The sequence below is a fragment of the Bradyrhizobium valentinum genome, assembly GCF_001440405.1.
Classification (GTDB): Bacteria; Pseudomonadota; Alphaproteobacteria; order Rhizobiales; family Xanthobacteraceae; genus Bradyrhizobium; species Bradyrhizobium valentinum.
Map to the genome: position 1 here is coordinate 25,942 of NZ_LLXX01000077.1, position 23,668 is coordinate 49,609.

The window sequence follows — 23,668 nt, forward strand, 5'->3', positions numbered from 1 at the left end:
CGCCGCGCTGGCGCCGGCGAGAGCTTTTGGCAGTACCGCCGCTTCGTCTCCGGCGAGCCGTCGCAGAATGTCGACTGGCGGCGCTCGGCGCGCGACGATCATCTCTATGTCCGCGAGCAGGAATGGGAGGCTGCGCATACGGTGTGGCTGTGGCCCGACCGTTCGCCGTCGATGGTATTTGCGTCCAAGGGTGCGCGCGACAGTAAGCTGGAGCGCGGCCTGATCGTGACGTTTGCGCTCGCCGAACTATTGGTTTCGGGCGGTGAACGCGTCGGCATTCCCGGCCTGATGAACCCGACCGCAAGCCGCAACGTGATCGACAAGATGGCGCAGGCGATGTTGCACGACGATGCAGTGCGCGCGAGCCTGCCGCCGTCCTTTGTCCCGTCGGCGCTGGCCGAAATTGTCGTATTGTCCGACTTCTGGTCGCCGATGAGCGAAATCAGGACGATGCTCGCCGGCCTGTCATCCTCCGGCGCCCATGGCACGCTGATCCAGGTGGTCGATCCCGCCGAGGAAACCTTTCCTTATGCCGGCCGGGTCGAATTCGTCGAGCCGGAAGGCTTTGGCGTGATCACCGCGGGCCGCGCCGAAAGCTGGGCCAGCGACTACGTCACGCGCGTAGCACTGCATCGCGACGAGATCCGCAGCGAGACCAACAAGCTCGACTGGTTGTTCTCGACCCACACCACCAGCCGTTCCGCCGCCGAGCTGCTGCTGTTTCTGCATTCGGGGATGATGGTAGCTAAGGGAACCGCGCGCGGCTCAACCGTCAAGGCGGGGCGCAGCGCATGATAGCGGGCCTCCCCCTCACCTTTGCGCAACCGCTGCTACTGCTGGGCCTGTTGAGCCTGCCGGTGCTGTGGTGGCTGTTGCGCGTCATGCCGCCGCGGCCGAGGCGGATCGAGTTTCCGCCGACGCGGCTCTTGTTCGACATCAAGCCGAAGGAAGAAACTCCGTCGCGGACCCCGTGGTGGCTGACGGCGCTGCGCCTCGCCGCCGCGGCGCTGGTCATCCTTGCCGCCGCAGGCCCGATCTGGAATCCGCAGACCGCGGCCGGCGGCAGCAACGCGCCATTGGTGATCCTGCTCGACGATGGCTGGAGCGCGGCTGCAAGCTGGGACACGCGGATCAAGGCCGCGGACGAACTGATCGCCAATGCCGAAAACGACCGCCGCGGCGTTGCACTCGTTCCGCTTTCCGAGCCCGCGCGCGACATCACGCTGATGCCGGCCGGCACGGCGCGGGTCGCGCTGCGCCAGGTCGCGCCGAAGCCCTATTCGATCGACCGCGTCGACACCCTTGGCGCGCTCGACCGCTTCCTGAAGGCCACTGGAGACGCCGAGATCACATGGCTGTCCGACGGCGTTGATACCGGGCGCGGCGCCGAATTTGTCGAAAATCTCGGCAAGACGATCGGCGACCGCAAGCTGACGGTGTTCGAGGGCGGCGCAGCCCCGGCGCAGGCGCTGGTTGCCGCCGAAAACGCCGCGGCGAAGATGACGGTCAAGGTGCTGCGCACCACCGGCGGCGTCGCCGCGGGCGTGGTTCGCGCGATCGATGCCAAGGGCTCGCCGATCGGCGAAGCGCGCTACGCGTTTGGAATGCAGGATCGCGAGAGCGAAGCGGCGTTCGATCTGCCCGTCGAACTGCGCAACGACATTTCGCGGCTGGAAATATCGGGCGAACGATCGGCCGGCGCGGTGCAACTGCTCGACAAGCGGTGGCGGCGGCGCGCCGTCGGCGTCGTTACCGGCGCGACCAGCGATACCGCCCAGCCGCTATTGGCATCGACCTTCTATCTGACCCGCGCGTTGTCGCCATTCGCCGACGTGCGGCTGGGCGACCGCGGCGCGCCGCAGCAGGTGATCGCGCAATTCCTCGATCAGCGGCTGCCGATGATCGTACTCGCCGACGTCGGCACGCTGTCGCCGGAAATCCGCGAGCGGCTGAACGCGTGGATCGATCAGGGCGGCGTGCTGGTGCGTTTCGCCGGCCCCCGTCTGGCGCAGGCCGATGACGACCTGGTGCCCGTGAAACTGCGTCGCGGCGGCCGCATCCTCGGCGGCAGCCTGACCTGGGAAAAGCCGCAGCATCTGGCTTCCTTCGCCGCCGACGGTCCGTTCGCGGGACTTGCGGTGCCCAAGGACATCACCGTGAACCGGCAGGTGCTGGCCCAGCCGGATGCAGTGCTCGCAACCAAGACCTGGGCGTCGCTGGAAGACGGCACGCCGCTGGTCACCGGCGAGCATCGCGGCAGGGGCATTGTCAGCCTGTTCCATGTCGGCGCCGACTCGCGCTGGTCGGACCTGCCGATGTCCGGCAGCTTCGTCGAAATGCTGCGCCGGCTGGTCGACATGTCCGGCTATACCTCGAAACCCGGTGCGGGCGTTGCGAGCGAGGCGACCAATGTCGAGACCGTGGCACCGCTGCGTACCCTCGACGGTTTCGGCGCATTCGGACCGCCGCCTTCGAACGCCAAGCCGATGCCGGCGGATTATCGCGACCGCGGTACGTCAGAACATCCGCCGGGCTTCTACGGCCCGGCCGACGGCCCGATCGCGGTCAACACGCTGGCCTCCGCCGATCGCATCGCGCCGCTCGATACGTCCTCCTTGCGCGCGCAGCGCGCCAGCTACACCAACGCGGAACCGCGCGATTTGCGCGGCATCCTGCTGTCGTCGTCGCTCGCGCTGTTCCTGATCGACGCAGTCGTGGTCGCGATGCTGGGCGCCGGCCTTGCCGCGTTGTGGCGGCGGCGCACCGCGGCTGCCGCCGTTCTGTTGGCCCTGATGCTATCCGCGGCCTTGATCGCGCCTTCGCCGACGCGCGCCCAAGGCAGCCGCGCCCAGGGCAACGATGAGTTCGCCATCAAGTCGGTGTCGCAGACGCGCCTTGCCTATGTTGTCACGGGAAATGCCGACGTCGATTCCATCGTCAAGGCCGGCATGACCGGACTGACGCTGTTCCTGGCGCAGCGTACCGCGCTGGAGGCCGGCGATCCCGTCGGCGTCGATCCTGCGCGCGACGAACTGGCATTCTTTCCGCTGATCTACTGGCCGGTGGTGCCGGGCGCGCCGAAGCCGCCGCAGGATGCCATCAACCGCATCGACGCCTACATGAAACAGGGCGGCACGGTGATCTTCGACACGCGCGATGCAGTCGAGGCGCCGCCGGGCGAGAACGGCGCGTCGCAGACGCCGGGCATGCGCACCTTGCGTGAAATTCTCTCCTCGCTCGACGTGCCTGAACTGGAGCCGGTGCCGCGCGAGCACGTGCTGACCAAGACGTTTTACCTGCTGCGCGATTTCCCCGGCCGCTTCAACTCGGGCCAGACCTGGGTCGAGACCCTGCCGCGCGAAGATGACGACGACGCAGCCTCGCGCCCGGCGCGCGGCGGCGACGGCGTCTCGCCCATCATCATCACCTCGAACGATCTCGCCGGCGCCTGGGCGCACCGCCCGGATGGGCAGCCGATGCTGCCGCTGACGCCGGGCGAGCCGCGCCAGCGCGAATTCGCGTTCCGCTCCGGCGTCAACATCGTGATGTACACCCTGACCGGCAACTACAAGGCCGACCAGGTCCACGCGCCTGCCCTGATCGAGCGGTTGGGGCAATGATGGTCGCCGTCGCCATCCTGAGGTGCGAGCCAACGGGTCCGCGCGAAGCGCGGCCCGATGACAGGCTCCACGAGCCTCGAAGGATGGCCACACAACACGTCCTTCGAGGCGCGCCGCAAGAGCGACGCGCACCTCCAAGACGAACGCAATTGCGTTCGCTCGGGGATGACGCCAACTTGCTGGATAGATAAATGCAATACGGCATCGCCTTCACCCCCCTCGTTCCGACACTCGTGCTGTGGATCGCGCTCGCTGCGATCGTCGCGATCTCGGCGCTATTGCTGCTCGGGCGTTCGCGCGGAGCTGCCGTGCGCGTCGCGGCGCTGGCGCTGATCCTGCTGGCGCTTGCCAATCCCTCCTTCACGCGCGAGGACCGCGAGCCGCTGTCCTCGGTCGCCGCCGTCGTGATCGACAAGAGCCCGAGCCAGAATTTCGGCACCCGCAACCAGGAGGCGGCCAAGGCGCAGGAGGCGCTGGTCGATACGCTGAAGAAGATCAAGGGGCTGGAAGTCCGCGTCATCGAGGCCGGACAGGCCGACGGCGAGACCGACGGCACCAAGCTGTTCGGCGCGCTGTCCTCGGCGCTGTCCGACGTTCCGGTCGACCGCGTCGCCGGCGCGTTCCTGATCACGGATGGACGGGTGCATGACATTCCCCCTAACGCCGCCGCGCTCGGCTTCCAGGCGCCGGTGCACGCGCTCGTCACCGGACGCAAGGACGAGCGCGACCGCCGTATCGCGATTTCGGCCGCGCCGCGTTTCGGTATCGTCGGACAGCCCCAGACCATCACCTACCGGCTCGACGACCAGGGCGTCACCGGCCAGCGCGCCAGGATCGTGGTGCGCCGCGACGGCGAGGTGATCAACGAGCGCACGCTCGCGAGCGGCCAGACCTCCAATGTCGAGGTCGACATCAAGCATGCCGGGGCGAACATCGTCGAGATCGAGGCCTCGCCGCTCGACAACGAGCTGACGCTGGTCAACAACCGCGCCGTGGTCGCGATCGAAGGCGTCCGCGACAGGCTGCGCGTGCTACTGGTATCAGGCGAACCGCATTCCGGCGAACGCACCTGGCGCAATCTGTTGAAGTCCGACGCGAGCATCGACCTCGTGCATTTCACGATTCTGCGCCCGCCGGAGAAGCAGGACGGCACGCCGATCAACGAATTGTCGCTGATCGCGTTTCCGACGCGCGAATTGTTCCAGCAGAGGATCAACGAATTCCAGTTGATTATCTTCGATCGTTACGCCCGCCAGGGCGTGCTGCCGATTCCCTATTTTGAGAATATGGCGCGCTATGTGCGCGCCGGGGGCGCGGTGCTGGTATCCGCCGGACCAGACTACGCCTCGACTAGCAGCATCTGGCGCACGCCCTTGGATACGGTGTTGCCGGCAGAACCGGTCGGGGTCACTGAAAAGCCGTTCTATGCGCACTTGAGCGACGCCGGTAAGCGCCACCCGGTGACGCGCGGCCTCGAAGGCTCCGCCAGCGAGCCGCCGCGCTGGAGCCGCTTCTTCCGTACGGTGGAAACGCGCAACGCGATTGGCGCGCCCGTGATGACCGGCGCCGACGGCAAGCCGCTGCTCCTGCTGTCGCGCTTCGGCGAAGGCCGCGTCGCGCTCTTGCTGACGGACCACATCTGGCTGTGGGCACGCGGCTATGAGGGCGGCGGGCCGCATCTCGATCTGCTGCGGCGCATGTCGCACTGGCTCATGAAGCAGCCTGATCTGGATGAAGAGGCGCTGCGCCTGCAGATCCAGGGCAAGGACCTCGTGGTGCTGCGCCAGACCATGGCCGACAACGTGCCGCCGGTGACCGTGACGTCGCCGAGTGGCGCCACGAAAGAACTCACGCTGACGGCAAGCGAGCCCGGCACCTGGCGCTCCACCCTTCCCGCCAACGAACTCGGGCTGTGGCAGGCAACTGACGGCGCGCTGAAAGCCCTGATCAATGTCGGGCCGACCAATCCGAAGGAATTTTCGGAAGTCACCTCGACCACGGAGATGCTGAAGCCGCTGGCGCAGGCGACCGGCGGCGATGCGCGCCGCGTGGCCGATGGCGGCAGCATCGACCTCCCCCGTGTGGTCCCGGTGCGCGCCTCCGGCATCTTCCACGGCGATGGCTGGATGGGCGTGAAGATGCGCGACGCCAGCGTCGTCAAGGGCGTCGGCGTGCTGCCGATGTTCGCCGGCCTGATCGGGCTGTTGCTGCTGCTCGGCGCCTTCGCGGCGACCTGGGTGCGCGAGGGGCGCTGAAGCGGCTTCATTTCGGGGCGGACCCACCTTTTTGTCCGTCACCCTGAGGAGGCGCGTTAGCGCCGTAAGGGCGACGGCCCCGTCCGCGGCCGTACATCCTTCGAGGCTCGCTCCGCTCGCACCTCCAGCGACAACGGCGAAGCCGTTGCGCGGGGATGACGGGTCTGCGATTTTCGCACCATCGTCTCCTGACAGGCTAAGGAATTATAAGCCCTGCCTTGGGTAACGTCGGTCAAAGGATACTTAAGCGGGCGCTTTGCTTGCAGTCCGTCGGTAGAGCTGTGCCTTGAGGTCGGACATTTTCGGAGAAAATGAGAATGCCGGTCTCCCGGCAACCTATGTTGCTGCTAGGTGCGTTTGCGGCGACCTAAGTGCGCGAGGGGCGCTGAGCGGCGTTGGTCTGGTGGATCGGCCCTATGCAGCCTTGTCGGCGCGGCGCCATCTGGGAAACGGATCGACCAGTCTGCTCCATTCCTCGATGTGCATTCCAGGTTTTCCCGGAACAAGGCAAGCGTCGAGGCGTGCGCCGATAGCATCCCGGTCCATATCCGTGCCGATGAAGACGATTTCCTGTCGGCGGTCGCCATATAGCTCGTTCCAGTTCTTCTTGAGCGATTGCCGCCAGAACGGATCGTTCGGCCAGCGCTCAGCAGGTACGTTGGCCCACCAAAATCCCAGACCTTCAGTGCGGACGATCGCGCCCGCCTGGCTCAGTTCACCCAGCCACTGCGGACGCGTAGCGATCCAGAAATGCCCCTTCGCCCGGATGACTCCGGGCCAAGTCTCCTTCAGAAACTGATGGAACTTGACGGGATCGAACGGCCGGCGCGCGCGGTAAACGAAATTGCTGACGCCGTATTGTTCGGTCTCGGGCTTGTGGTCTGCAAAGCCATACAGTTCCTTAAACCAAAGCGGATGTTGCTGCGCCTTCTCAAAATCGAAGCGCCCGGTGTTGAGAATGCGCTCGAAGGGCGCATTGGAGAAATTGGTCTCGACGATATCGGCGGCGGGATTCAGCGCGCGGATGATTTTGCGGGCGGCTTCCAGTTGGTCTTTGGAAGCATCGTCGATCTTGTTGAGCACCACCACATCGGCGAACTCGATCTGCTCGACCAGCAAATCCACCATCGTGCGCTTGTCGTCAGCCCCGAGCGATTCGCCCCGATCCCTCAGGAAATCCGTCGAGGAATAGTCCCTCAGCAGATTTACCGCGTCGACCACCGTCACCATCGTGTCGAGCACCGCCACATCGGAAAGACTGTCTCCTTCTTCGGTACGGAAATCGAACGTCGCGGCGACGGGAAGCGGCTCCGAAATGCCCGTCGATTCGATCAGGAGGTAGTCGAACCGATTGCCCTCGGCGAGCGCACGAACTTCCTTGAGCAGGTCGTCGCGCAGCGTGCAGCAAATGCACCCGTTGGTCATTTCGACAAGCTTTTCGTCAGTCCGCGACAGGTTCGCACCTCCATCGCGCACGAGGTCTGCGTCGATGTTGACCTCGCTCATGTCGTTCACAATCACCGCCACCTTCAGGCCGTGACGGTTGTTCAGCACATGGTTTAGCAAAGTTGTCTTTCCAGCCCCGAGGAAGCCGGACAAGACGGTGACGGGGAGTTTGCGCATGGAGATCAAAGAGCCTGTTCAGTTGACGGAGTCCCAGTCGGGGACGGCGAAGCATTTGGGAACTCCAGAATATGTTATGTTATAACATAACATTCGGGATCGAGGAGCTGTCAACCGGGAAAATCGGAGCCCGACCAACCGGGGGCGGCGGATCAATTACTCTGCAGGTGGCATGCGCATTTTTTCGTCGGAGTAGGCGCATGCGTCAGATGTGTTCGGCCCTTATCGATTCCGCGCGGAGTGGTCGGCTCGCGAGACGAGACAGCGTCCAAGCGCACTTGGTCATCCGAACGAGCCAGGGAGCGTTACGTGCGGCGCGCTCGCCCTCATGAAGCTTGTCCACCGTTGCTGTAATCACACAGGCCGTTCAGATTGTGCTGCCACGCGGACGGGCCAAGGTTGACCGGTCCGGTGATGCCTGATGTTATAATATAACATCGAAGGGGCCAGGAGTGCTCTTGGCCCTTCGATGCGGGGCGCCTGTCGGCATGAAGTGGTTCCGGTCGAACATCAAAACTGGCTCGCGGCTGGCGCTGTTCGCGCTCGCCATCCAGTTTGCGCTGTCGTTCGGGCATTTCCACGAGGCTGCCGCGCAGACGCCACGACCGGGCCTGACGGGCGCCGATCTCGTCCACGCCGCGCTTGATGCGGCCGGCGAGGTACAGCAGCATCAGCCTTCCGATCACGAGACCGATCAGCATACGGCGCATGCCTGCGTCATCTGCGCCGTCAACTCGCTGGCCAACAATTTCCTGTTTGCCAGCTCGCCTTTGCTGGAGCTGCCACAGGCGATCGAACTCCTCCATCTGGCAACCGAGGCCGAATTCGCGCATCTCGGCTCGCTCCATCCGCCGTTTCAGTCCCGCGCGCCTCCCGCCGTCTGACATCGATTGATTGATGCAAGCCCGAGGGATTGCCGCGCCTAGCGCGGTTTCCCGAGGGAAAAATCGGAATCGGCCCGTCGCACCTTGGCGGGATTGGGATCGGGACAATGACATTCAAGAAGAAACGAGCGTTCCATTTCGGTGGAGCAAGCTGGCTGTTGCTATGCGCGACGGCCGACGGGGCGCTGGCCCAAGCCACACCACCATCGTCGACGCAACTACCTGAAATCACCGTGACGGCGCCGAGCCCGATCGTGCGGCGCAAACCCGCGCCGCCGCGAACGCCAGCACGCGTCGTTCGTGCCGCGCCCGGCCAGATTCGGCAACCCGCGGCAGAACCGCAAGCCGCGCCTGTCGCCGCCGCGCCCCAACAGGGCGTGCTGCCTGTCGTGACTGATCAATTCGCAACGGTTACCGTGGTGCCCAACGAGGAGATCCGCCGCCAAGGCACCGCCCAGCTTGGCGATCTCCTGTTCTCGAAGCCCGGCATTACCGGCTCAACCTTCGCGCCCGGTGCCGCGAGCCGGCCGATCATCCGGGGCCTCGACGTCAATCGCGTCGGCATCCTCGAGAACGGCACCAACGCTGGCGGCGCCTCCGATCTCGGCGAAGATCATTTCGTGCCGGTCGATCCACTGGCGACAAACCAGGTCGAAGTCATCCGTGGTCCGGCGGCGCTGCGCTACGGATCGACATCGATCGGCGGCGTCGTCAGCGCAACCAACAATCGCATCCCGGACGCCCTGCCTTCATGCGCGGCCACCCCGTTCCAGACCTACGGACTGCCGGCGAAAGCGCCGCTCGCAAACGTGGGGTCACCGTCCTGCGTCACGGTCGAAACCCGAACGGCCGTCAGTTCCGTCGACCGCGGTGTCGATGGCGGCATCCTGATCGATGCCGGCGGCGGCAATTTCGCGTTCCATGCCGACGCCTATGGCCGCAAGGCCAGCGATTACAGCATTCCGAGCTATCCGTATTTGTTCGACCAGACCCGGCCGGTCAACGGCCGGCAGCCGAATTCGGCGATGCAGGCGGCTGGTGCATCGATTGGCGGCTCCTACATCTTCCATGGCGGATTTATCGGCGCGGCGATCACGCAGAACGATACGCTCTATCGTATCCCTGGCATCGATGGCGCCGATCACCAGACCCGCATCGACGCGCGCCAGACCAAATTCACGGCCAAGGGCGAATACCGGCCGGACGCGGCGGCAGTCGATGCCATCAGGTTCTGGGCGGGCGCCACCGATTACAAGCACAACGAGATCGGTCTTGCAGATCCCGCCGACCTCTCATCCGCCGGCGTGCGGCAGACCTTCACCAACAAGGAGCAGGAAGGGCGCGTCGAGGTGCAGATGGCGCCGTTCAACGCGCGCTTTGCCGCTGTTACGACCGCCTTCGGCCTGCAGGCCGGGCATCAGGAACTGACGGCATCAAGCCCGGACGATCCGACCAGCCCGCTCAACGGGTTGTTTGATCCTAACAAGAATAACAGGGGCGCCGGCTACGTCTTCAACGAGTTGAAGTTCACTGATTCAACCAAGGCGCAGATCGCGGGCCGTATCGAGCATGTCAGTCTCAGCGGAACGACGCCGGCATTTGTTCCGGAGCTGTTCGACCTCAACGTCGACCCTGCCGCCATTGGTCCGCCGACGGCGCGCAACCTGAACTTCACGCCGAAGAGTGCAAGCGTCGGTCTGCTCCAGGATTTGTCAGGGGGTCTTGTCGCAAGCATTACCGCCCAATACGTCGAGCGCGCGCCCAAGCCGGCGGAATTGTTTTCGCGCGGACCGCACGATGCGACCGCCACGTTCGATATCGGCAATCCCAATCTCGGCATCGAAACCGCCAAATCGATCGAGATCGGACTACGACGCGCGACTGGACCATTGAGGTTCGAGGCGACGGCCTACTACACCAAGTTCAATGGCTTCATTTACCGCCGTCTCACCGGCAATACCTGCGAAGATGTCGCTTGCGTCGGTCCTGCGGACCCGGCCTTTCCCCTTGAGTTGAACCAGGCGATCTATTCGCAGCGCGACGCCACCTTCCGTGGCGGCGAATTCCAGAGCCAGTTGGACGTCGGGCCGCTCTACGGCGGCATCTGGGGCATCGAGAACCAGTTCGACGTCGTCCGCGCAACCTTCGACGACGGCACTAATGTCCCGCGTATCCCACCTGTGCGCGTGGGAGGCGGCCTGTTCTGGCGCGATGCCAACTGGCTGACGCGGATCAACCTGCTGCACGCCTTCGCTCAGAACGATATCGCCCCGGTCGGCGAGACGCCGACTGCGAGCTATAATTTGTTGAAGGCGGAGGTCAGCTACAGGACGAAGCTCGATCCCACCTGGTTCGGAGCGCGGGAAATGATCGTCGGCCTCGTCGGCAACAACCTCTTGAACGAGAACATCCGCAATTCGGCGTCGTTCAACAAGGACGAGGTCTTGCTACCGGGCATTGGCGTGCGCGCGTTTGCCAACCTGAAGTTCTAGAGCGCGGGCGGTGCGCTTCCCAGGGATGGCGTTAGCTGGTGCCACCAGCTAACGTTCGTTTGGAATGACGGTGGATACCGCGTATCCACCGTCATGTTCCCAGCCCGTGGAAGCAGATGCACAACCGCTAGATGACTGCGCCTATCAATATTCACGTCTACAGCGACGCGCTCGTTCTGCTCGGCACAGCGGGTGTCATCATTCCGTTGGTCCGGCGGTTCGGCCTCAATCCCGTCCTTGGCTATCTCGGCGCCGGCGCGATCCTGGGGCCTCTTGGGCTGGGATCGTTCATCGAGCATTTCCCGTTTCTCTACTGGTTCACGGTCGTCGATCCCAAGAACGTTTCCGGCATTGCGAACCTTGGCGTCGTTTTCCTGCTGTTCCTGATCGGCATGGAATTGTCGTACGATCGATTGAAGGCGATGCGCCGCCTGATCTTCGGGCTAGGCACCTTGCAGATCGTCCTCTCCACGGTGGCGATCGGGACGGCCGCCGCCCTTGTGGGGAACAAAGCTCCGGTGGCGCTCATCCTCGGCGCGTGCCTAGCCTTGTCCTCGACAGCCATTGTCGTTGAGATTCTTTCCCGGCAAAGGCGACTCAGCACAAGCGCGGGACGGGCGAGCTTTGCGACGTTGCTGGCGCAAGACCTGGCAGTCGCTCCTCTCCTGCTCTTTATCTCCATTTTTGGCGCGAGCGAGTCTGGCTCGGTCGTTGTCACACTCGCTCTCGCGCTCCTCAACGCCGCCATTGCTCTCGGCGTGATTGTCATCGTTGGTCGCGTGGTGATGAGACCCCTGTTCCGTCTGGTCGCATCGGTGGGCATGAGCGATCTGTTCGTCGCAACAACGCTGTTCGTGATCGTCGCAACCGGAGTGGCCGCCGCCCTGGCTGGCTTCTCCATGGCTCTTGGCGCCTTCGTCGCTGGATTGCTGCTTGCCGAGACGGAATTCCGAAAAGCGATCGAGACTGCCATCGATCCTTTCAAGGGTCTCCTGCTAGGCCTGTTCTTCTTCACGGTCGGCATGAACATCGATTTCCGAGAACTGGCCCGCGACCCGGTCTGGCTGATTGCGGGTGCGGCCGGGTTGATCGCCGTAAAGTCCGTCATCCTCATCTTCCTGGCCCGAATGTTTCGTCTCTCCTGGCCGGCGGCGCTCGAGGTCGGTCTGTTGCTCGGCCCCGGCGGCGAGTTTGCCTTTGTCGGCATCGGGATGGCGACGACGCTTGGCCTGATCGACGCGAACGTATCGAGTTTTGCCGTCGCACTGACATCGCTGACGATGATGCTCACCCCCGCCCTGTCCCATGTCGCACGACGTCTTGCGCCGATGGTGCGCGAAGATAAGCCGCTCGCCCCCGAACTCGCCGTCGCGCCAACAGGAGGGAGCGGTCATGCCATTGTTGTCGGACATGGCCGAGTTGGACAGGTCGTCTGCGCGATGCTCGATCGCCACGAGTTCAAGTATCTTGCCGTCGACAATGATGCTGCGGCTGTTCCGGAGCAGCGAAGACAAGGGCGCACCGTCTTTTACGGTGACGCGACAAATCCGGAGTTCTTGAAGAGCTGCGGGCTCATGGAAGCCGCGGCGGTCATCGTCACGATCAATGAACCTGCAGGCATCGACGAAATCGTCGCACAGGTTCGCGCGCTACGGAAAGATATACTGATCGTTTCGCGCGCTCGCGATGCCGACCACGCGCGGCATCTCTACAGGATCGGCGTCACCGACGCCGTGCCGGAAACCATTGAGGCAAGCCTGCTGTTATCAGAAGCAGCCCTGATCGGCCTGGGAGTGGCGATGGGACTGGTCGTTGCGTCCATCCACGAGAAGCGTGAGGAGTTTCGGCACGAACTGCAGCAGGCGGCCGGAAACGGTGGATTCGAGCCGAAGCCGGCGGCCGGCACCAAAAAGCGTCGACTTTTCCGATAGCGACGCGGCCCTGCAGAGCTGCACCGCCGCGCCAGGCTACCGCGCCTTGCTCCAGTCCGGCCGGATATCGCCGGAGACACCGTCAAAGGCACCCTCGACCAGTTCCGCCACCAGCAGGCGGCTGTAATCGACGGGACCTGGCATGATCACGCGTCCCTTCGGTATGACCTTGAAGCCGACGCGGCTGTAATAGGGTTCATCGCCGACCAGAATGACAAGGCGATGGCCCTTGGCCTTGGCGTCCTGCAGCGAGCGATCGAGCAGCATGCGGCCGACGCCGCGCTTCCGGAACGGCGGCTCGACCGTCAACGGCCCAAGCATCAGGGCCTGCGTATCGCCGATGCAGATCGGCAACTGGCGCACGGAGCCGACCAGCAATGTGCCGATCCGCGCCGTAAACGAGAGGTCGAGCAGGTGATCGACATGCTCGCGCAGGCGGTAGGCGCTCAGCACGAAACGGCCGGGACCGAATGTGCGCTCGTGCAAGCGTTCGATCGCCTGCGCGTCTTTTGGTGTTTCGGGGAGGATGGTGACGTCAAGTTCGCTCATGATGGGGCGCGGGATAGCATCTGGCAGCGGCGCGGTCCATCGCTGGAAGCGGCCATCCCTATATTGGCTCAATCCCTGCCAATGGCGGGCTGGGACAAATAGGCCAAAAGCTTCATTTCACGGCGTCCGCGCGTCACCGTATCCAACACCAGCCCCGAGGCTACCGACAGTACCGCCACGATCATCAGGCCCATCGAGAGCACCGCGGTAGGCAGCCGCGGCACAATGCCTTCCTCGAGATAGGTAATGATCACGGGAATCGCGAGGCCGATCGAGACCAGCATCAGGAAGACGCCGATGACCGTGAAGAATCGCAGCGGCTTTTCCGACCGGTACAGCTTCAGGATGGTGCCGAGAATCCGGAAACCGTCGCGCCAGGTGTTGAGCTTGCTGAACGATCCTTCGGGGCGGGCATAATATGGCGTCTCGACTTCCATCACCGGCAGCGCCAGTTCAAGCGCGTGTACGCTGAGCTCGGTTTCGATCTCGAAGCCGTCGGACAGCACCGGAAAGGACTTGACGAAGCGGCGCGAGAACACGCGGTAGCCGGACAGGATATCCTTGAACGCCTGGCCGAACACCGAGGAAAGGAAACTCGTCAGCATCCAGTTGCCGGTGCGATGGCCAGGCCGGTAGGCGGCGACAGATTGGTCGACGCGGAATCCCACTACCATATCGAGGTGATCGTTAACGAGCGCATCGATCATGCGCAGGGCGCTTGGCGCGTCATAGGTGGCGTCACCATCGACCAGTACATAGACGTCGGCATCGACATCGGCGAACATGCGCCGCACCACATGCCCCTTGCCCTGGCGGCGCTCGCTGCGCACGATGGCGCCGGCCGCGCGCGCCACCTCGACGGTTCGGTCCCTGGAATTGTTGTCGTAGACAAAAATCTGGGCCGTCGGCAGAGCCTTGCGGAAATCGGAGACCACGGTGGCGACCGCGGCTTCCTCATTGAAGCACGGCACCAGAACCGCAATCCGCAGCGCCGGTACCGTCATCGCACGCTCACCGAATCAAGTCTGTCCATGGCGCGTTATATCGCAATCAGGCGTTGGCCGGCTTGGGAAAGGTCGACTTGTCCGCCCGCAAATCGAGCGTTGCGAACAGCAGGGTCCACAGAGAGAGCATGTCGATCGGAATAATATAATAAGGCGTAAAAATCGGATGGGTCATGAAGAAAATCAGGTTTACCGCGAGGTTAATGGCGACCAGAACGGTAACCCACCCGGCCCTTGTTCGATTGAAATACCATAGCAGGCCCGTCCAGACAGCCGCGATCGTCAGCAGGATGAACTGAACATCGACGACATATCGCCAGACGATTTCCGAATTCAGCTCCGGTGGCACAACGTCGACGCTGCCATAGGTGGTCGAGAACGGGCCTCCCGCATTGATCGCGTTCGCGATCAGCGTCGGCGCCATTCCGATCAGCAAGGCAGTTCCGAACGAGAGACCCTGCAGGAAAGTCTCCCTGCTGCGCGCCAGCAGGAATGCGCCGGCAAGATACAGGCAATAGCCGGCGGCCAGAAACAGGTTTGGCAAACGAAAATTGACGGAGAGGCCAAGCAGCAGGCCAATTAGCGCCAGCAAGAAGAGCCGATGCCGAGGCCAGTCCATGAAGGCTTTCGCTGTCAGAAAGCCCGCCATCGCGCACACGATCATGGTCGGCGCCACCGAATAACTGGCCTTGGTCGGATTGATCATCAGATAGATCGCACAGTCCCCGAACGCAGCAACCAGCATCAGCCGGTAAAGCGTGGACGCATAGGTCAGCGCGAGGAGCAAAAAGCCGACGGCAACAACCGACGTCAGCACGTATAGCGGAATTACCTGAAATCCGGCGGGAAACAGCGAGAGGACGAAGCCGGTTCCGGGCGGATACTGCAGGACGTATTTGTCCGCAGACGGAGTGAGGGTGTGGCAGGGCATTCGCTTCGGGTCATTCCATTCCGGATAGCCGATCTCCTTCATCTTGTTCTTGAGATAATGATCGTCATCGAAAGCAATGTTGGTGTCGATGCCACCAAGGCCAAATCGCTCGAACAAATGCGCCTGCCGAAGGTAGCAGATATCGTCATAGACCCCACGGGCCTCGATCCAGCCGGATATCGACCAGATATTGCTGACCAGCACGACGAGGAAGCCAATCGCGCAAAGAATCTTCAGGAATTTCATTTCTGCCTGATCGCCCCGGCTTCGAATTTGCGCTGAAGGATGACTAGCATAGGCGATCCCTAACGCCAGGTCGCAATCGGCGCCGCCCCATCAAGCACTTCGGCGATCCGAAGGCGTGTGCCTCTGGTCGTCTCGGCAGGCAGTGCGCCGGCATCATAGAACCCGCACTCGACGATCTCGTGGTTGGGCTTCGGCAGGCGGTCCTGCCGGAATTGCCTGATGACATAGACCGCGACATGGTCGCGGCGGGAGACGTGGCCGTTGAAGAACAGGCCGTGCAGGACCGGCTCCCCGGTCAGTTCGATCCGCCCCTCCTCTATCAGCTCCCGCCGCAAGGCTTCGAGAAAGGTTTCGCCGACCTCGACCCCACCACCCGGCAGATGCCAGCCCGAGACGTAGCTATGCCTGACCAGAAACACCTTGTCGTCGCCATCGAGCACGACGCCGCGGACCCCGAGCGTCATGCCGCGGGCCATCCGCCAATAGAGGTGGAAGGCCCGCCGCAATGGCGGTTCGAAACGTTTTCGCAAGTGCTGAAGCGCCGTCACGCCAACCTCGGATGGACAGGTGTCACGTTTGATCCTTATATCGCCGAATGATCATGCGGCGGCTCTATATCACAGAGAATGCGGCGGAGCGCGAATGACCGATATCTTCACGCTGGCGCATCTGTCCGATCCGCATCTGCCGCCGCTGCCCGCGGCGCGGCTTCGCGATCTCGCGGGCAAGCGTGTGCTCGGCTATCTCAACTGGACCCGCAACCGCCACAAATATCACCACCGCGAGGTGCTCGACGCGTTGGTCGCCGACATGCAGGCGCAGCGGCCGGACCACATTGCGGTAACGGGCGATCTCGTCAACCTGGCGCTCGAGGCGGAGTTCGCCCCGGCGCAGGCGTGGCTCGAAAGCGTCGGCACGCCGCAGCAGGTCACCGTCGTTCCCGGCAATCACGACGCCTATGTGCGGGCGACGCGGCATCATTTCGCCGGCACGTTCGAGCAATATCTGCGTGGCGATGCCGAGACGAACGGAACGCGGTTTCCGTTTGTGCGCCGACGCGGCCCGCTGGCGCTGATCGGGGTGTCCTCGGCGGTGCCGACGCTGCCGCTGATGGCCACGGGTCGGCTCGGCCGCGCGCAGCTCGATGCGCTGGATCGCCATCTGGCGCAGATGTCCGCGGATGAGGCCTTCCGGGTGCTGCTGGTGCATCATCCCTTGCATTCGAGTTCGCGCATGAAGCGCCTGACGGACTCGATGGCGCTCCGTGCCGTGCTGAAGCGGCGCGGCGCGGAACTGGTCCTGCACGGCCACGACCACATCCATTCGACGATGTGGCTCGAAGGCGCCGGCCGCCAGATCCCCGCAATCGGCGTGCCGTCGGCATCGGCGCTGGCGCACCGGCATTATCCCGCCGCTGCCTACAATTTGTTTTCGATCTCGCGCGAGGGCGGCAAATGGCGCTGCGTGCAGACCGTGCGCGGCTTCGGAGATCACGGCGATATCAGCGAATTGCAACACGTCAGATTGTCCTGACGCCTAGTCCCCGCCGCCACAGCCACCACCCCCGTCGCCACCGCTGCCGCCATCACCGCTTCCGCCGCCGCCGGCATCGCCAAATCCGTCCGAACTGCCGTCGAACGACGTATCGGCGAAATCGCCGCCGCAATACGCGGCGCCGCTGCCGTTCTTGCGCAGCTCATCGCAATCGGGGTGGTAGACGAACCCGTTTGCGATATTGAACTTGCTGTCGAGCGCAAACAGCAGCGGCAGACGCGTGGGACGGACCGGATCGATGTTCTCGTATTTGCAGCAATACCACCAGACGCGGCGCAGGCCCTCGTTGCTCTTGCGGTGCTCGCTGAGGACGACGGCGGGCGTGTGGTGGAGGAAGCCACCGAAGGCTCGCCGGCAGAACGCGTCGTACTCGCGCGTGTACAGGATGAACTCGTGCCAGAGATCGTCGGCGACTTGCGAGGGCATCGAGACGTAGCGCTTGCCACTCATGAGATAGGCGAGGAAAAACTGCCGCAGGCCCCGCGAGACGAGCGCGCTGTCCTTGCGCTGAAAGCCGGGGTGATGCTTCTCCAGCCGCTCGAGCAGCCCGCGCGGCCAGCGAAAGGTGCGGATGAATTCGGCGCGCCGCAGCGTGCGCCACTTGCCGTACAGCCAGGACGTTCCGAACAGTGCGCCGACAAGCAGGGCGAATAACGGTATGGATGAAGCGGCTGCCACGATGCCCCCGAATAACCGAGCTGCCGGCTCCGGCTAGAAATTTTTCAGACTCGCATACAGCGCCAATCCGAACAGCGCCACGGCGCCCAGCACGAAGCCGAGCACGAATGATCCGAAGCCGCGGCGGCGAGGCTTTTTTTCCACGGCCGGCTCGGCCACGGGCGTTGCCACCATCGCATGCTCGCGCTCGATCATGCGGCGCGCGACGTAGCCGGTGACAGCATCGACGATAACGGGCACGTCATGCGACTCCGCGATCACGATGCGGCCGAAGCGGGTATCCTGCACGAAGCGGTAGATGCGCTTGTCGCGCCCCATCACCACATGCGCCACCACGTCGATCCACAGCCGCGGCGTCTCGCCCTGGCTGACGCCGCGATCGAACAGGTCGATCTGCTCCGGCACCTCGGCGAACAAGGGATCGAGCGCCTCATTCAGGATCTCGAGCCGGGCGACTTCGGCATCGCGCAGTTCGACCACGACGCCGGTGCGATCGGCGGCTTCGATGCGGGCCTGGCGGAGCGCGTCGCGCAGCCGCGTCGGTCGCATGTCACGGGCTTCACTGGCGGTATTTTGCGCGTCTGACATCGGTAGCCGCCTTTATCCTGAAGGGGGTTTGGCCCGGTTAACCTAGCAGTAACTATGTTGCGCGCAATGGCTGTTTGTTTGCAATAGGTTAGCGATCCACCGGGTTCTGAGTCTGCGGCGGCGCCCCCACCCCTCCCCCGCAAGCGGGAGGGGGTGCTTCAACGCAGACGGCCCCACCCGGAGATCCGGATGGGGCCGCCTGTCCTTGGGCCGTTTTCTTAAGTTTTATCAGGCCGAGACGCGGGAGGGCTCTTCGACGATCGAAAAGCGCACCCCGGCCTTGTGGCGGTTCTCTTCCGAGACCGCGCGCCAGGCATCCTCTGCCTCCTTGCGGGTCTTGAAGGGTCCCTGTACCTGAGCCGAGCCTTCCACGAGCTTGTGGAAGTTCATCGATCCGAACTCGCCGCCAATCACCCAGAAATTGCTGCCTTTGGTCATTGTCAGTCTCCTTCCAGCGCTAGCCGAACTGGTTCATCGTGTTGTGCGCGCCGCCCGCCTTCAGAGCGGCTTCACCGGCGAAATATTCCTTGTGATCGTCGCCGATATCGGAGCCGGCCATGTTCTGATGCTTTGCACAGGCGATGCCCTGACGGATCTCCTGGCGCTGAACATTCTTCACATAGCCCAGCATGCCCTGCTCGCCGAAATATTCCTTCGCGAGATTATCGGTCGACAGAGCTGCCGTGTGATAGGTCGGCAACGTGATCAGATGGTGGAAGATGCCAGCACGCTTTGCTGAATCGGCCTGGAAGGTGCGGATGCGCTCGTCGGCTTCAATGGCCAGCGGCGTATCGTCGTATTCCGGCTTCATCAGTTCGGCCCGATTGTACTTGCTGACATCCTTGCCGGCTTCCTTCATCGCGTCGTACACCTGCCAACGGAAGTTGAGCGTCCAATTGAACGAGGGCGAATTGTTGTAGGCCAGCTTCGCGTTCGGGATGACCTCGCGAATGCGGTCAACCATCTTGGCGATCTGCTCGATATGCGGCTTCTCGGTCTCGATCCACAGCAGGTCGGCACCGTTCTGCAGCGAGGTGATGCAGTCGAGCACGCAGCGATCTTCGCCAGTGCCGGCCCGGAACTGATAGAGGTTGCTGGCAAGCCGCTTCGGACGCATCATCTTGCCGTTGCGGTTGATGATGACATCGCCATTCCTGGCGTTGGCGGCTGTCACTTCCTCGCAATCCAGGAAGCTGTTGTACTGATCGCCGAGGTCGCCGGGCTTGTGGCTCACAGCGATCTGCTGCGTGAGACCGGCACCCAGCGAGTCGGTGCGGGTCACGATGATGCCGTCTTCGACACCCAGTTCGAGGAAGGCATGGCGACAGGCCCGGATCTTCGCCAGGAACACCTCGTGCGGAACGGTCACCTTGCCGTCCTGGTGGCCGCACTGCTTTTCGTCGGAGACCTGATTTTCGATCTGCAGAGCGCACGCACCTGCTTCAATCATCTTCTTTGCGAGCAGATAGGTCGCCTCCGCATTACCAAAACCGGCGTCGATGTCGGCGATGACGGGCACGACATGGGTCTGGAAGTTGTCGATCTTTTCGATCAGCGCCTTTTCCTTCGCCTGGTCGCCTGCCTTGCGAGCGGCGTCGAGGGCGCGGAAGATATCGTTGAGCTCACGGGAGTCCGCCTGACGCAGGAAGGTGTAGAGCTCCTCGATCAGCGCCGGCACCGAGGTCTTCTCGTGCATCGACTGATCGGGAAGCGGTCCGAACTCGGAGCGAAGCGCGGCGATCATCCAGCCGGAGAGATACAGATAGCGGCGATCGGTCGTACCGAAATGCTTCTTGACCGAAATCAGCTTCTGCTGCGCGATGAAGCCATGCCAGCAACCGAGCGACTGGGTGTACTTGGTCGGATCGGCGTCATAGGCAGCCATATCGCTGCGCATCAGCGCCGCGGTGTACCGGGCGACGTCCAGGCCGGTCTTGAAGCGGTTCTGCAGACGCATGCGCGCCACGGCTTCGGCGGTGACGCCGTCCCAGGTCGGCTTGGTCTTGAGGAGCGCCTCGGCAGCTTCAATCTCGCTCAGATAGGAAGCCGGTCCCTGGATAGTCCGGTCACTGATCCCACGTGGCTGGTAGTTCATGTGCATGATCCTTTCGGTGACGACAAATCTGCAGCGTCTATGTTCGCCGCTTCTCTATCGACATTCTTGACAGTGCGTTGCGAAACGTACTGAGAGCTAAACGCGAAACTTCCCAATTCGTATAGATACCTTGATTTTGAATGGTGATGTCATGTAACATATGAACTTGTAATAGATGTCATTTTGTAAAGTTTGTCACAAGATTGGGTCATGGTAGCTGCCGGGGTTTATACGGCTTTCATCCTTCGAGACGGCGCTGCGCGCCTCCTCAGGATGAGGCCTGAGACCATGGCCGGTTGGAATGCCAGCTCTTGGCCCGATGTTAGACCCTCATGGTGAGGAGCGCGGCGAAGCCGCGCGTCTCGAACCACGAGGCCACCGGCAGCGCGAACATCGGGAACAACGTCATGGCCGCTGACTCTGGAAAGAAACTCTTCGTCGGCCCCCGGTTCCGGCGGATCCGCCAGCAGCTCGGGCTGTCGCAGACCCAGATCGCCGAGGGGCTCGGGATTTCGCCGAGCTACATCAACCTGATCGAGCGGAACCAGCGGCCGGTGACCGCGCAGATCCTGCTGCGGCTGGCCGAAACCTATGATCTCGACCTCCGCGATCTCGCGACCGCCGACGAGGACCGTTTCTTTGCGGAACTGAACGAGATCTTTTCCGATCCGCTGTTCCGCCAGATCGATCTGCCGAAGCAGGAACTGCGCGACCTCGCCGAACTCTGCCCTGGCGTCACCCATTCCCTGCAACGGCTCTATGCCGCCTATACCGAGGCCCGCCGCGGCGAGACTCTCGTGGCGGCGCAGATGGCCGACCGCGACGAGGGCGCGCGGTTCGAAGCCAACCCGATCGAGCGCGTGCGCGATCTGATCGAGGCCAACCGCAATTACTTCCCTGAACTCGAACAGGCCGCGGAAAACCTGCGCGACGAGCTCAACGCCTCCGCCGAGGAGCTGTTCGCGGCGCTTTCCGCGCGCCTACGCGAAAAGCATTCGATCGTCACCCGCATTATGCCTGTTGACGTGATGCGCGAGACGCTGCGGCGGTTCGACCGCCATCGCAGGCAGCTTCTGATCTCCGAACTGGTCGACGGCTCGGGGCGCGCTTTCCAGTTGGCGCTGCAGATCGGCCTTGCCGAATGCGGCGCTTCCATAGACGCCATCGTCAACCGCGCCGGCCCGCTCGACGACACCCCGCGGCGGCTCTACCGTATTACGCTGGCGAACTACTTCGCCGCCGCCGTCATGATGCCTTATCAGCCGTTCCACAGCGCGGCGGAAAATTTGAACTACGACGTGCACGTGCTGGCGCAACGCTTCAATGCCGGCTTCGAGCAGGTCTGCCACCGCCTCACCACGCTGCAGCGGCCGAACGCGCGCGGCGTGCCGTTCTTCCTGCTCCGCGTCGACAATGCCGGCAACGTCTCCAAGCGGTTTTCCTCCGGCACGTTCCCGTTCTCGAAATTCGGCGGCACCTGCCCGCTGTGGAACGTGCATTCGACCTTCGACACGCCGGACCGCCTGCTCAAGCAGGTGATCGAACTGCCCGACGGCACGCGCTATTTCTCGATCGCACAGATGGTGCGCCGGCCGATCGCCCCGCACCCGCAGCCGCAGCCGCGCTTTGCGATCGGCTTGGGCTGCGAAATCCGCCATGCGTCGAAGCTCGTCTATGCCGCAGGGATGGATCTGGAGAAGGCCGAGGGCACGCCGATCGGCGTCAACTGCCGGCTCTGCGAACGCGAAAACTGCAGCCAGCGCGCCGAACCGCCGATCACGCGCACGCTGATTTTGGATGAGAACACGCGGCGGGTGTCGTCGTTCGCGTTTACGAATGCGCGGGAGTTGTGAGGGCCACGCTCTCTCAACACGTCGTCCCTGCGAAAGCAGGGACCCATACGCCGCGGCCATTGTTGTTGAAACACGATGGACCGATCAGCGCGCAAAATACTGCCCCCCGTAGTTATGGGTCCCTGCGTTCGCAGGGACGACGGATGGATATGCGTTCGCATTCCTGCGACGCATCGCGCAGCGCCCGCAAGCCTCTAGCCCCTCATGGTGAGGAGCGCGCACTTGCGCGCGTCTCGAACCATGTGGCCCCGCTGCTGTTGCATCTCGGCTTTCATCCTTCGAGACGGCGCTTACGCGCCTCCTCAGGATGAGGTCCGGCAGAAGATGAAGGCCTGTTCATCAGCACATCGCTCCGCAACCGCAATCGGGAAAACGCGGAACATCACCGCAAACGAAGCGTTGCTTGGCTGCCTGCAACAGGAGAGACAAATGCTGAAAACGCTGATTACCGTTTCGACCGTGCTGCTGACGACCGCGGCGTTTGCGCAAGGCACCGCGAAATCCCCGGGTTCCTCGGAAGTCGCCCCGGGACAGAAGATGCAGAAGAGCAAGACTTCGACCGCGCCGGGTGCGTCCGAATACGCACCGGGACATCAGAAGAAGACGGCGAAGGGCCATTCGGAAAGCGCGCCCGGCAAGCAGACGACGACCGGATCGGCTGCGAAGAAGAAGTACTAGTTCTCCAAGAGCGCGGCCCGGCATCGATGCCGGGCCGTTTCGCTTGCGCATATCCGCAACGTTCGATCTTTCTACAGGTCGCTCACGCCATTGGCGCAGTGCAATGCATCAACAGACCGCTTTCACCGCCGAAAAGCGCTTCTGTGTCCCGCTGGTGACGATCACATTTAAAACGTGGGTATTCCGCAATTTTGCGATGGAACGGCCAAGCCGATTCGCTAGTTTGAAAAGTGGCGAATCGAAGACTCGCAGATGGATGCAGGCCCGATGTTGCGACGTGTGAAGCTGATGAACCCGTTCGAAATCGTCCAGGACCGGGTCAGTCAAGACCGGATCCCCCAGGACCGGCCGCCGCCGATCGAGCGGAAGGTGACGAACCGGGCTGCCCGTTCCACGCCGGTCTGCGCCGCCTGCGGTTCCGACGACATCATCTGCCACGCCACGGCGCAATGGAGCAACGAGGCGCAGGAATGGCAGCTCGCCAATACCTTCAACCAGCCGGCGCACTGCAATACCTGCCAGCACGACGGCAATCTGGTGTGGCTGACGTTGAATTAGATTGCTCCTGACGCGCTGCCGATTCTATCGCAGCCGCAGCAGGTGCCTCCCAATCGTCATGCCCGGGCTTGTCCCGGGCATCCACGTCTTTGGCTGCACCGGAAGAACGTGGATGGGCGGGGCAAGCCC

19 protein-coding genes are annotated in these 23,668 nt (G+C 63.2%); 10 read left to right on the plus strand and 9 right to left on the minus strand.

All coding sequences use genetic code 11. The features are described 5' to 3' along the window. From CP49_RS12650 to CP49_RS12660, 3 genes are all read left to right on the plus strand, one after another. A partial coding sequence (locus CP49_RS12650; RefSeq protein ID WP_057850582.1) for a DUF58 domain-containing protein occupies nt 1-795 on the plus strand: 795 nt, incomplete at its 5' end. Next, the gene (locus CP49_RS12655) at nt 795-3,620 is read left to right on the plus strand and encodes a DUF4159 domain-containing protein (protein WP_057850605.1); all 2,826 of its coding nucleotides are present in this window, start codon (nt 795-797) and stop codon (nt 3,618-3,620) included. The genes CP49_RS12650 and CP49_RS12655, both read left to right, overlap by 1 nt. A 191-nt stretch (nt 3,621-3,811) precedes the next feature. Continuing rightward, nucleotides 3,812-5,875, plus strand: a complete 2,064-nt coding sequence (locus tag CP49_RS12660) for a hypothetical protein (protein ID WP_057850583.1) — start codon at nt 3,812-3,814, stop codon at nt 5,873-5,875. Nucleotides 5,876-6,289: 414 nt separating this feature from the next. On the opposite strand, the gene zigA is transcribed toward CP49_RS12660, so the two are convergent. Then, entirely contained in the window at nt 6,290-7,498 is a 1,209-nt protein-coding gene (gene zigA, locus CP49_RS12665) for a zinc metallochaperone GTPase ZigA (RefSeq protein WP_057850584.1), read from the minus strand. Between the two features lie 488 nt (nt 7,499-7,986). Between zigA and CP49_RS12670 the strand changes: the two genes are divergently transcribed. The 3 genes from CP49_RS12670 (at nt 7,987) to CP49_RS12680 (ending at nt 12,805) form a co-directional block, all read left to right on the plus strand. Next, entirely contained in the window at nt 7,987-8,382 is a 396-nt protein-coding gene (locus tag CP49_RS12670) for a DUF2946 family protein (RefSeq protein WP_057850585.1), read from the plus strand. Nucleotides 8,383-8,489: 107 nt separating this feature from the next. Next, nucleotides 8,490-10,874, plus strand: coding sequence for a TonB-dependent receptor (locus CP49_RS12675; RefSeq protein ID WP_057850586.1), 2,385 nt, complete (start codon nt 8,490-8,492; stop codon nt 10,872-10,874). Between the two features lie 131 nt (nt 10,875-11,005). Beyond that, the gene (locus CP49_RS12680; RefSeq protein WP_063791682.1) at nt 11,006-12,805 is read left to right on the plus strand and encodes a cation:proton antiporter domain-containing protein; all 1,800 of its coding nucleotides are present in this window, start codon (nt 11,006-11,008) and stop codon (nt 12,803-12,805) included. A 36-nt stretch (nt 12,806-12,841) separates the two neighbouring features. On the opposite strand, the gene CP49_RS12685 is transcribed toward CP49_RS12680, so the two are convergent. From CP49_RS12685 to CP49_RS12700, 4 genes are all read right to left on the minus strand, one after another. Beyond that, nucleotides 12,842-13,354: a GNAT family N-acetyltransferase gene (locus CP49_RS12685; protein ID WP_057850587.1), complete on the minus strand. Its 513-nt coding sequence runs from the start codon at nt 13,352-13,354 to the stop codon at nt 12,842-12,844. A gap of 68 nt (nt 13,355-13,422) precedes the next feature. Next, nucleotides 13,423-14,358, minus strand: coding sequence for a glycosyltransferase family 2 protein (locus CP49_RS12690; RefSeq protein WP_057850588.1), 936 nt, complete (start codon nt 14,356-14,358; stop codon nt 13,423-13,425). A 46-nt stretch (nt 14,359-14,404) separates the two neighbouring features. Further along, on the minus strand, nt 14,405-15,535 hold the full coding sequence (locus tag CP49_RS12695) for a hypothetical protein (protein WP_057850589.1): 1,131 nt from the start codon (nt 15,533-15,535) through the stop codon (nt 14,405-14,407). A gap of 59 nt (nt 15,536-15,594) precedes the next feature. Continuing rightward, on the minus strand, nt 15,595-16,083 hold the full coding sequence (locus CP49_RS12700; protein ID WP_057850590.1) for an NUDIX domain-containing protein: 489 nt from the start codon (nt 16,081-16,083) through the stop codon (nt 15,595-15,597). Between the two features lie 94 nt (nt 16,084-16,177). On the opposite strand from CP49_RS12700, the gene CP49_RS12705 reads away from it, so the two are divergent. Continuing rightward, nucleotides 16,178-17,068, plus strand: a complete 891-nt coding sequence (locus CP49_RS12705) for a metallophosphoesterase family protein (RefSeq protein ID WP_057850591.1) — start codon at nt 16,178-16,180, stop codon at nt 17,066-17,068. A 3-nt stretch (nt 17,069-17,071) separates the two neighbouring features. Here CP49_RS12705 and CP49_RS12710 read toward each other — a convergent pair whose 3' ends face one another. The 4 genes from CP49_RS12710 to CP49_RS12725 all read right to left on the minus strand — a co-directional run bounded on the left by CP49_RS12710 (nt 17,072) and on the right by CP49_RS12725 (nt 20,450). Continuing rightward, nucleotides 17,072-17,767: a glycine-rich domain-containing protein gene (locus tag CP49_RS12710; protein WP_245310670.1), complete on the minus strand. Its 696-nt coding sequence runs from the start codon at nt 17,765-17,767 to the stop codon at nt 17,072-17,074. A 33-nt stretch (nt 17,768-17,800) separates the two neighbouring features. Then, nucleotides 17,801-18,355, minus strand: coding sequence for a hypothetical protein (locus CP49_RS12715; protein ID WP_057850592.1), 555 nt, complete (start codon nt 18,353-18,355; stop codon nt 17,801-17,803). Between the two features lie 228 nt (nt 18,356-18,583). Further along, nucleotides 18,584-18,793, minus strand: coding sequence for a DUF4170 domain-containing protein (locus tag CP49_RS12720; protein WP_057850593.1), 210 nt, complete (start codon nt 18,791-18,793; stop codon nt 18,584-18,586). Nucleotides 18,794-18,812: 19 nt separating this feature from the next. Continuing rightward, nucleotides 18,813-20,450 carry an isocitrate lyase gene (locus tag CP49_RS12725; protein ID WP_057850607.1) on the minus strand — a complete coding sequence of 546 codons (1,638 nt, stop codon included), beginning with the start codon at nt 20,448-20,450 and terminating at the stop codon, nt 18,813-18,815. A gap of 407 nt (nt 20,451-20,857) precedes the next feature. Here CP49_RS12725 and CP49_RS12730 point away from each other — a divergent pair, with 407 nt between their 5' ends. From CP49_RS12730 to CP49_RS12740, 3 genes are all read left to right on the plus strand, one after another. Continuing rightward, entirely contained in the window at nt 20,858-22,303 is a 1,446-nt protein-coding gene (locus CP49_RS12730; protein WP_057850608.1) for a helix-turn-helix domain-containing protein, read from the plus strand. A gap of 429 nt (nt 22,304-22,732) precedes the next feature. After that, nucleotides 22,733-22,981, plus strand: coding sequence for a hypothetical protein (locus tag CP49_RS12735; protein WP_057850609.1), 249 nt, complete (start codon nt 22,733-22,735; stop codon nt 22,979-22,981). A gap of 267 nt (nt 22,982-23,248) precedes the next feature. After that, a complete protein-coding gene (locus CP49_RS12740) occupies nt 23,249-23,539 on the plus strand; it encodes a hypothetical protein (RefSeq protein WP_156438344.1) in 291 nt (96 codons plus the stop codon). Nucleotides 23,540-23,668 lie beyond the last annotated feature (129 nt).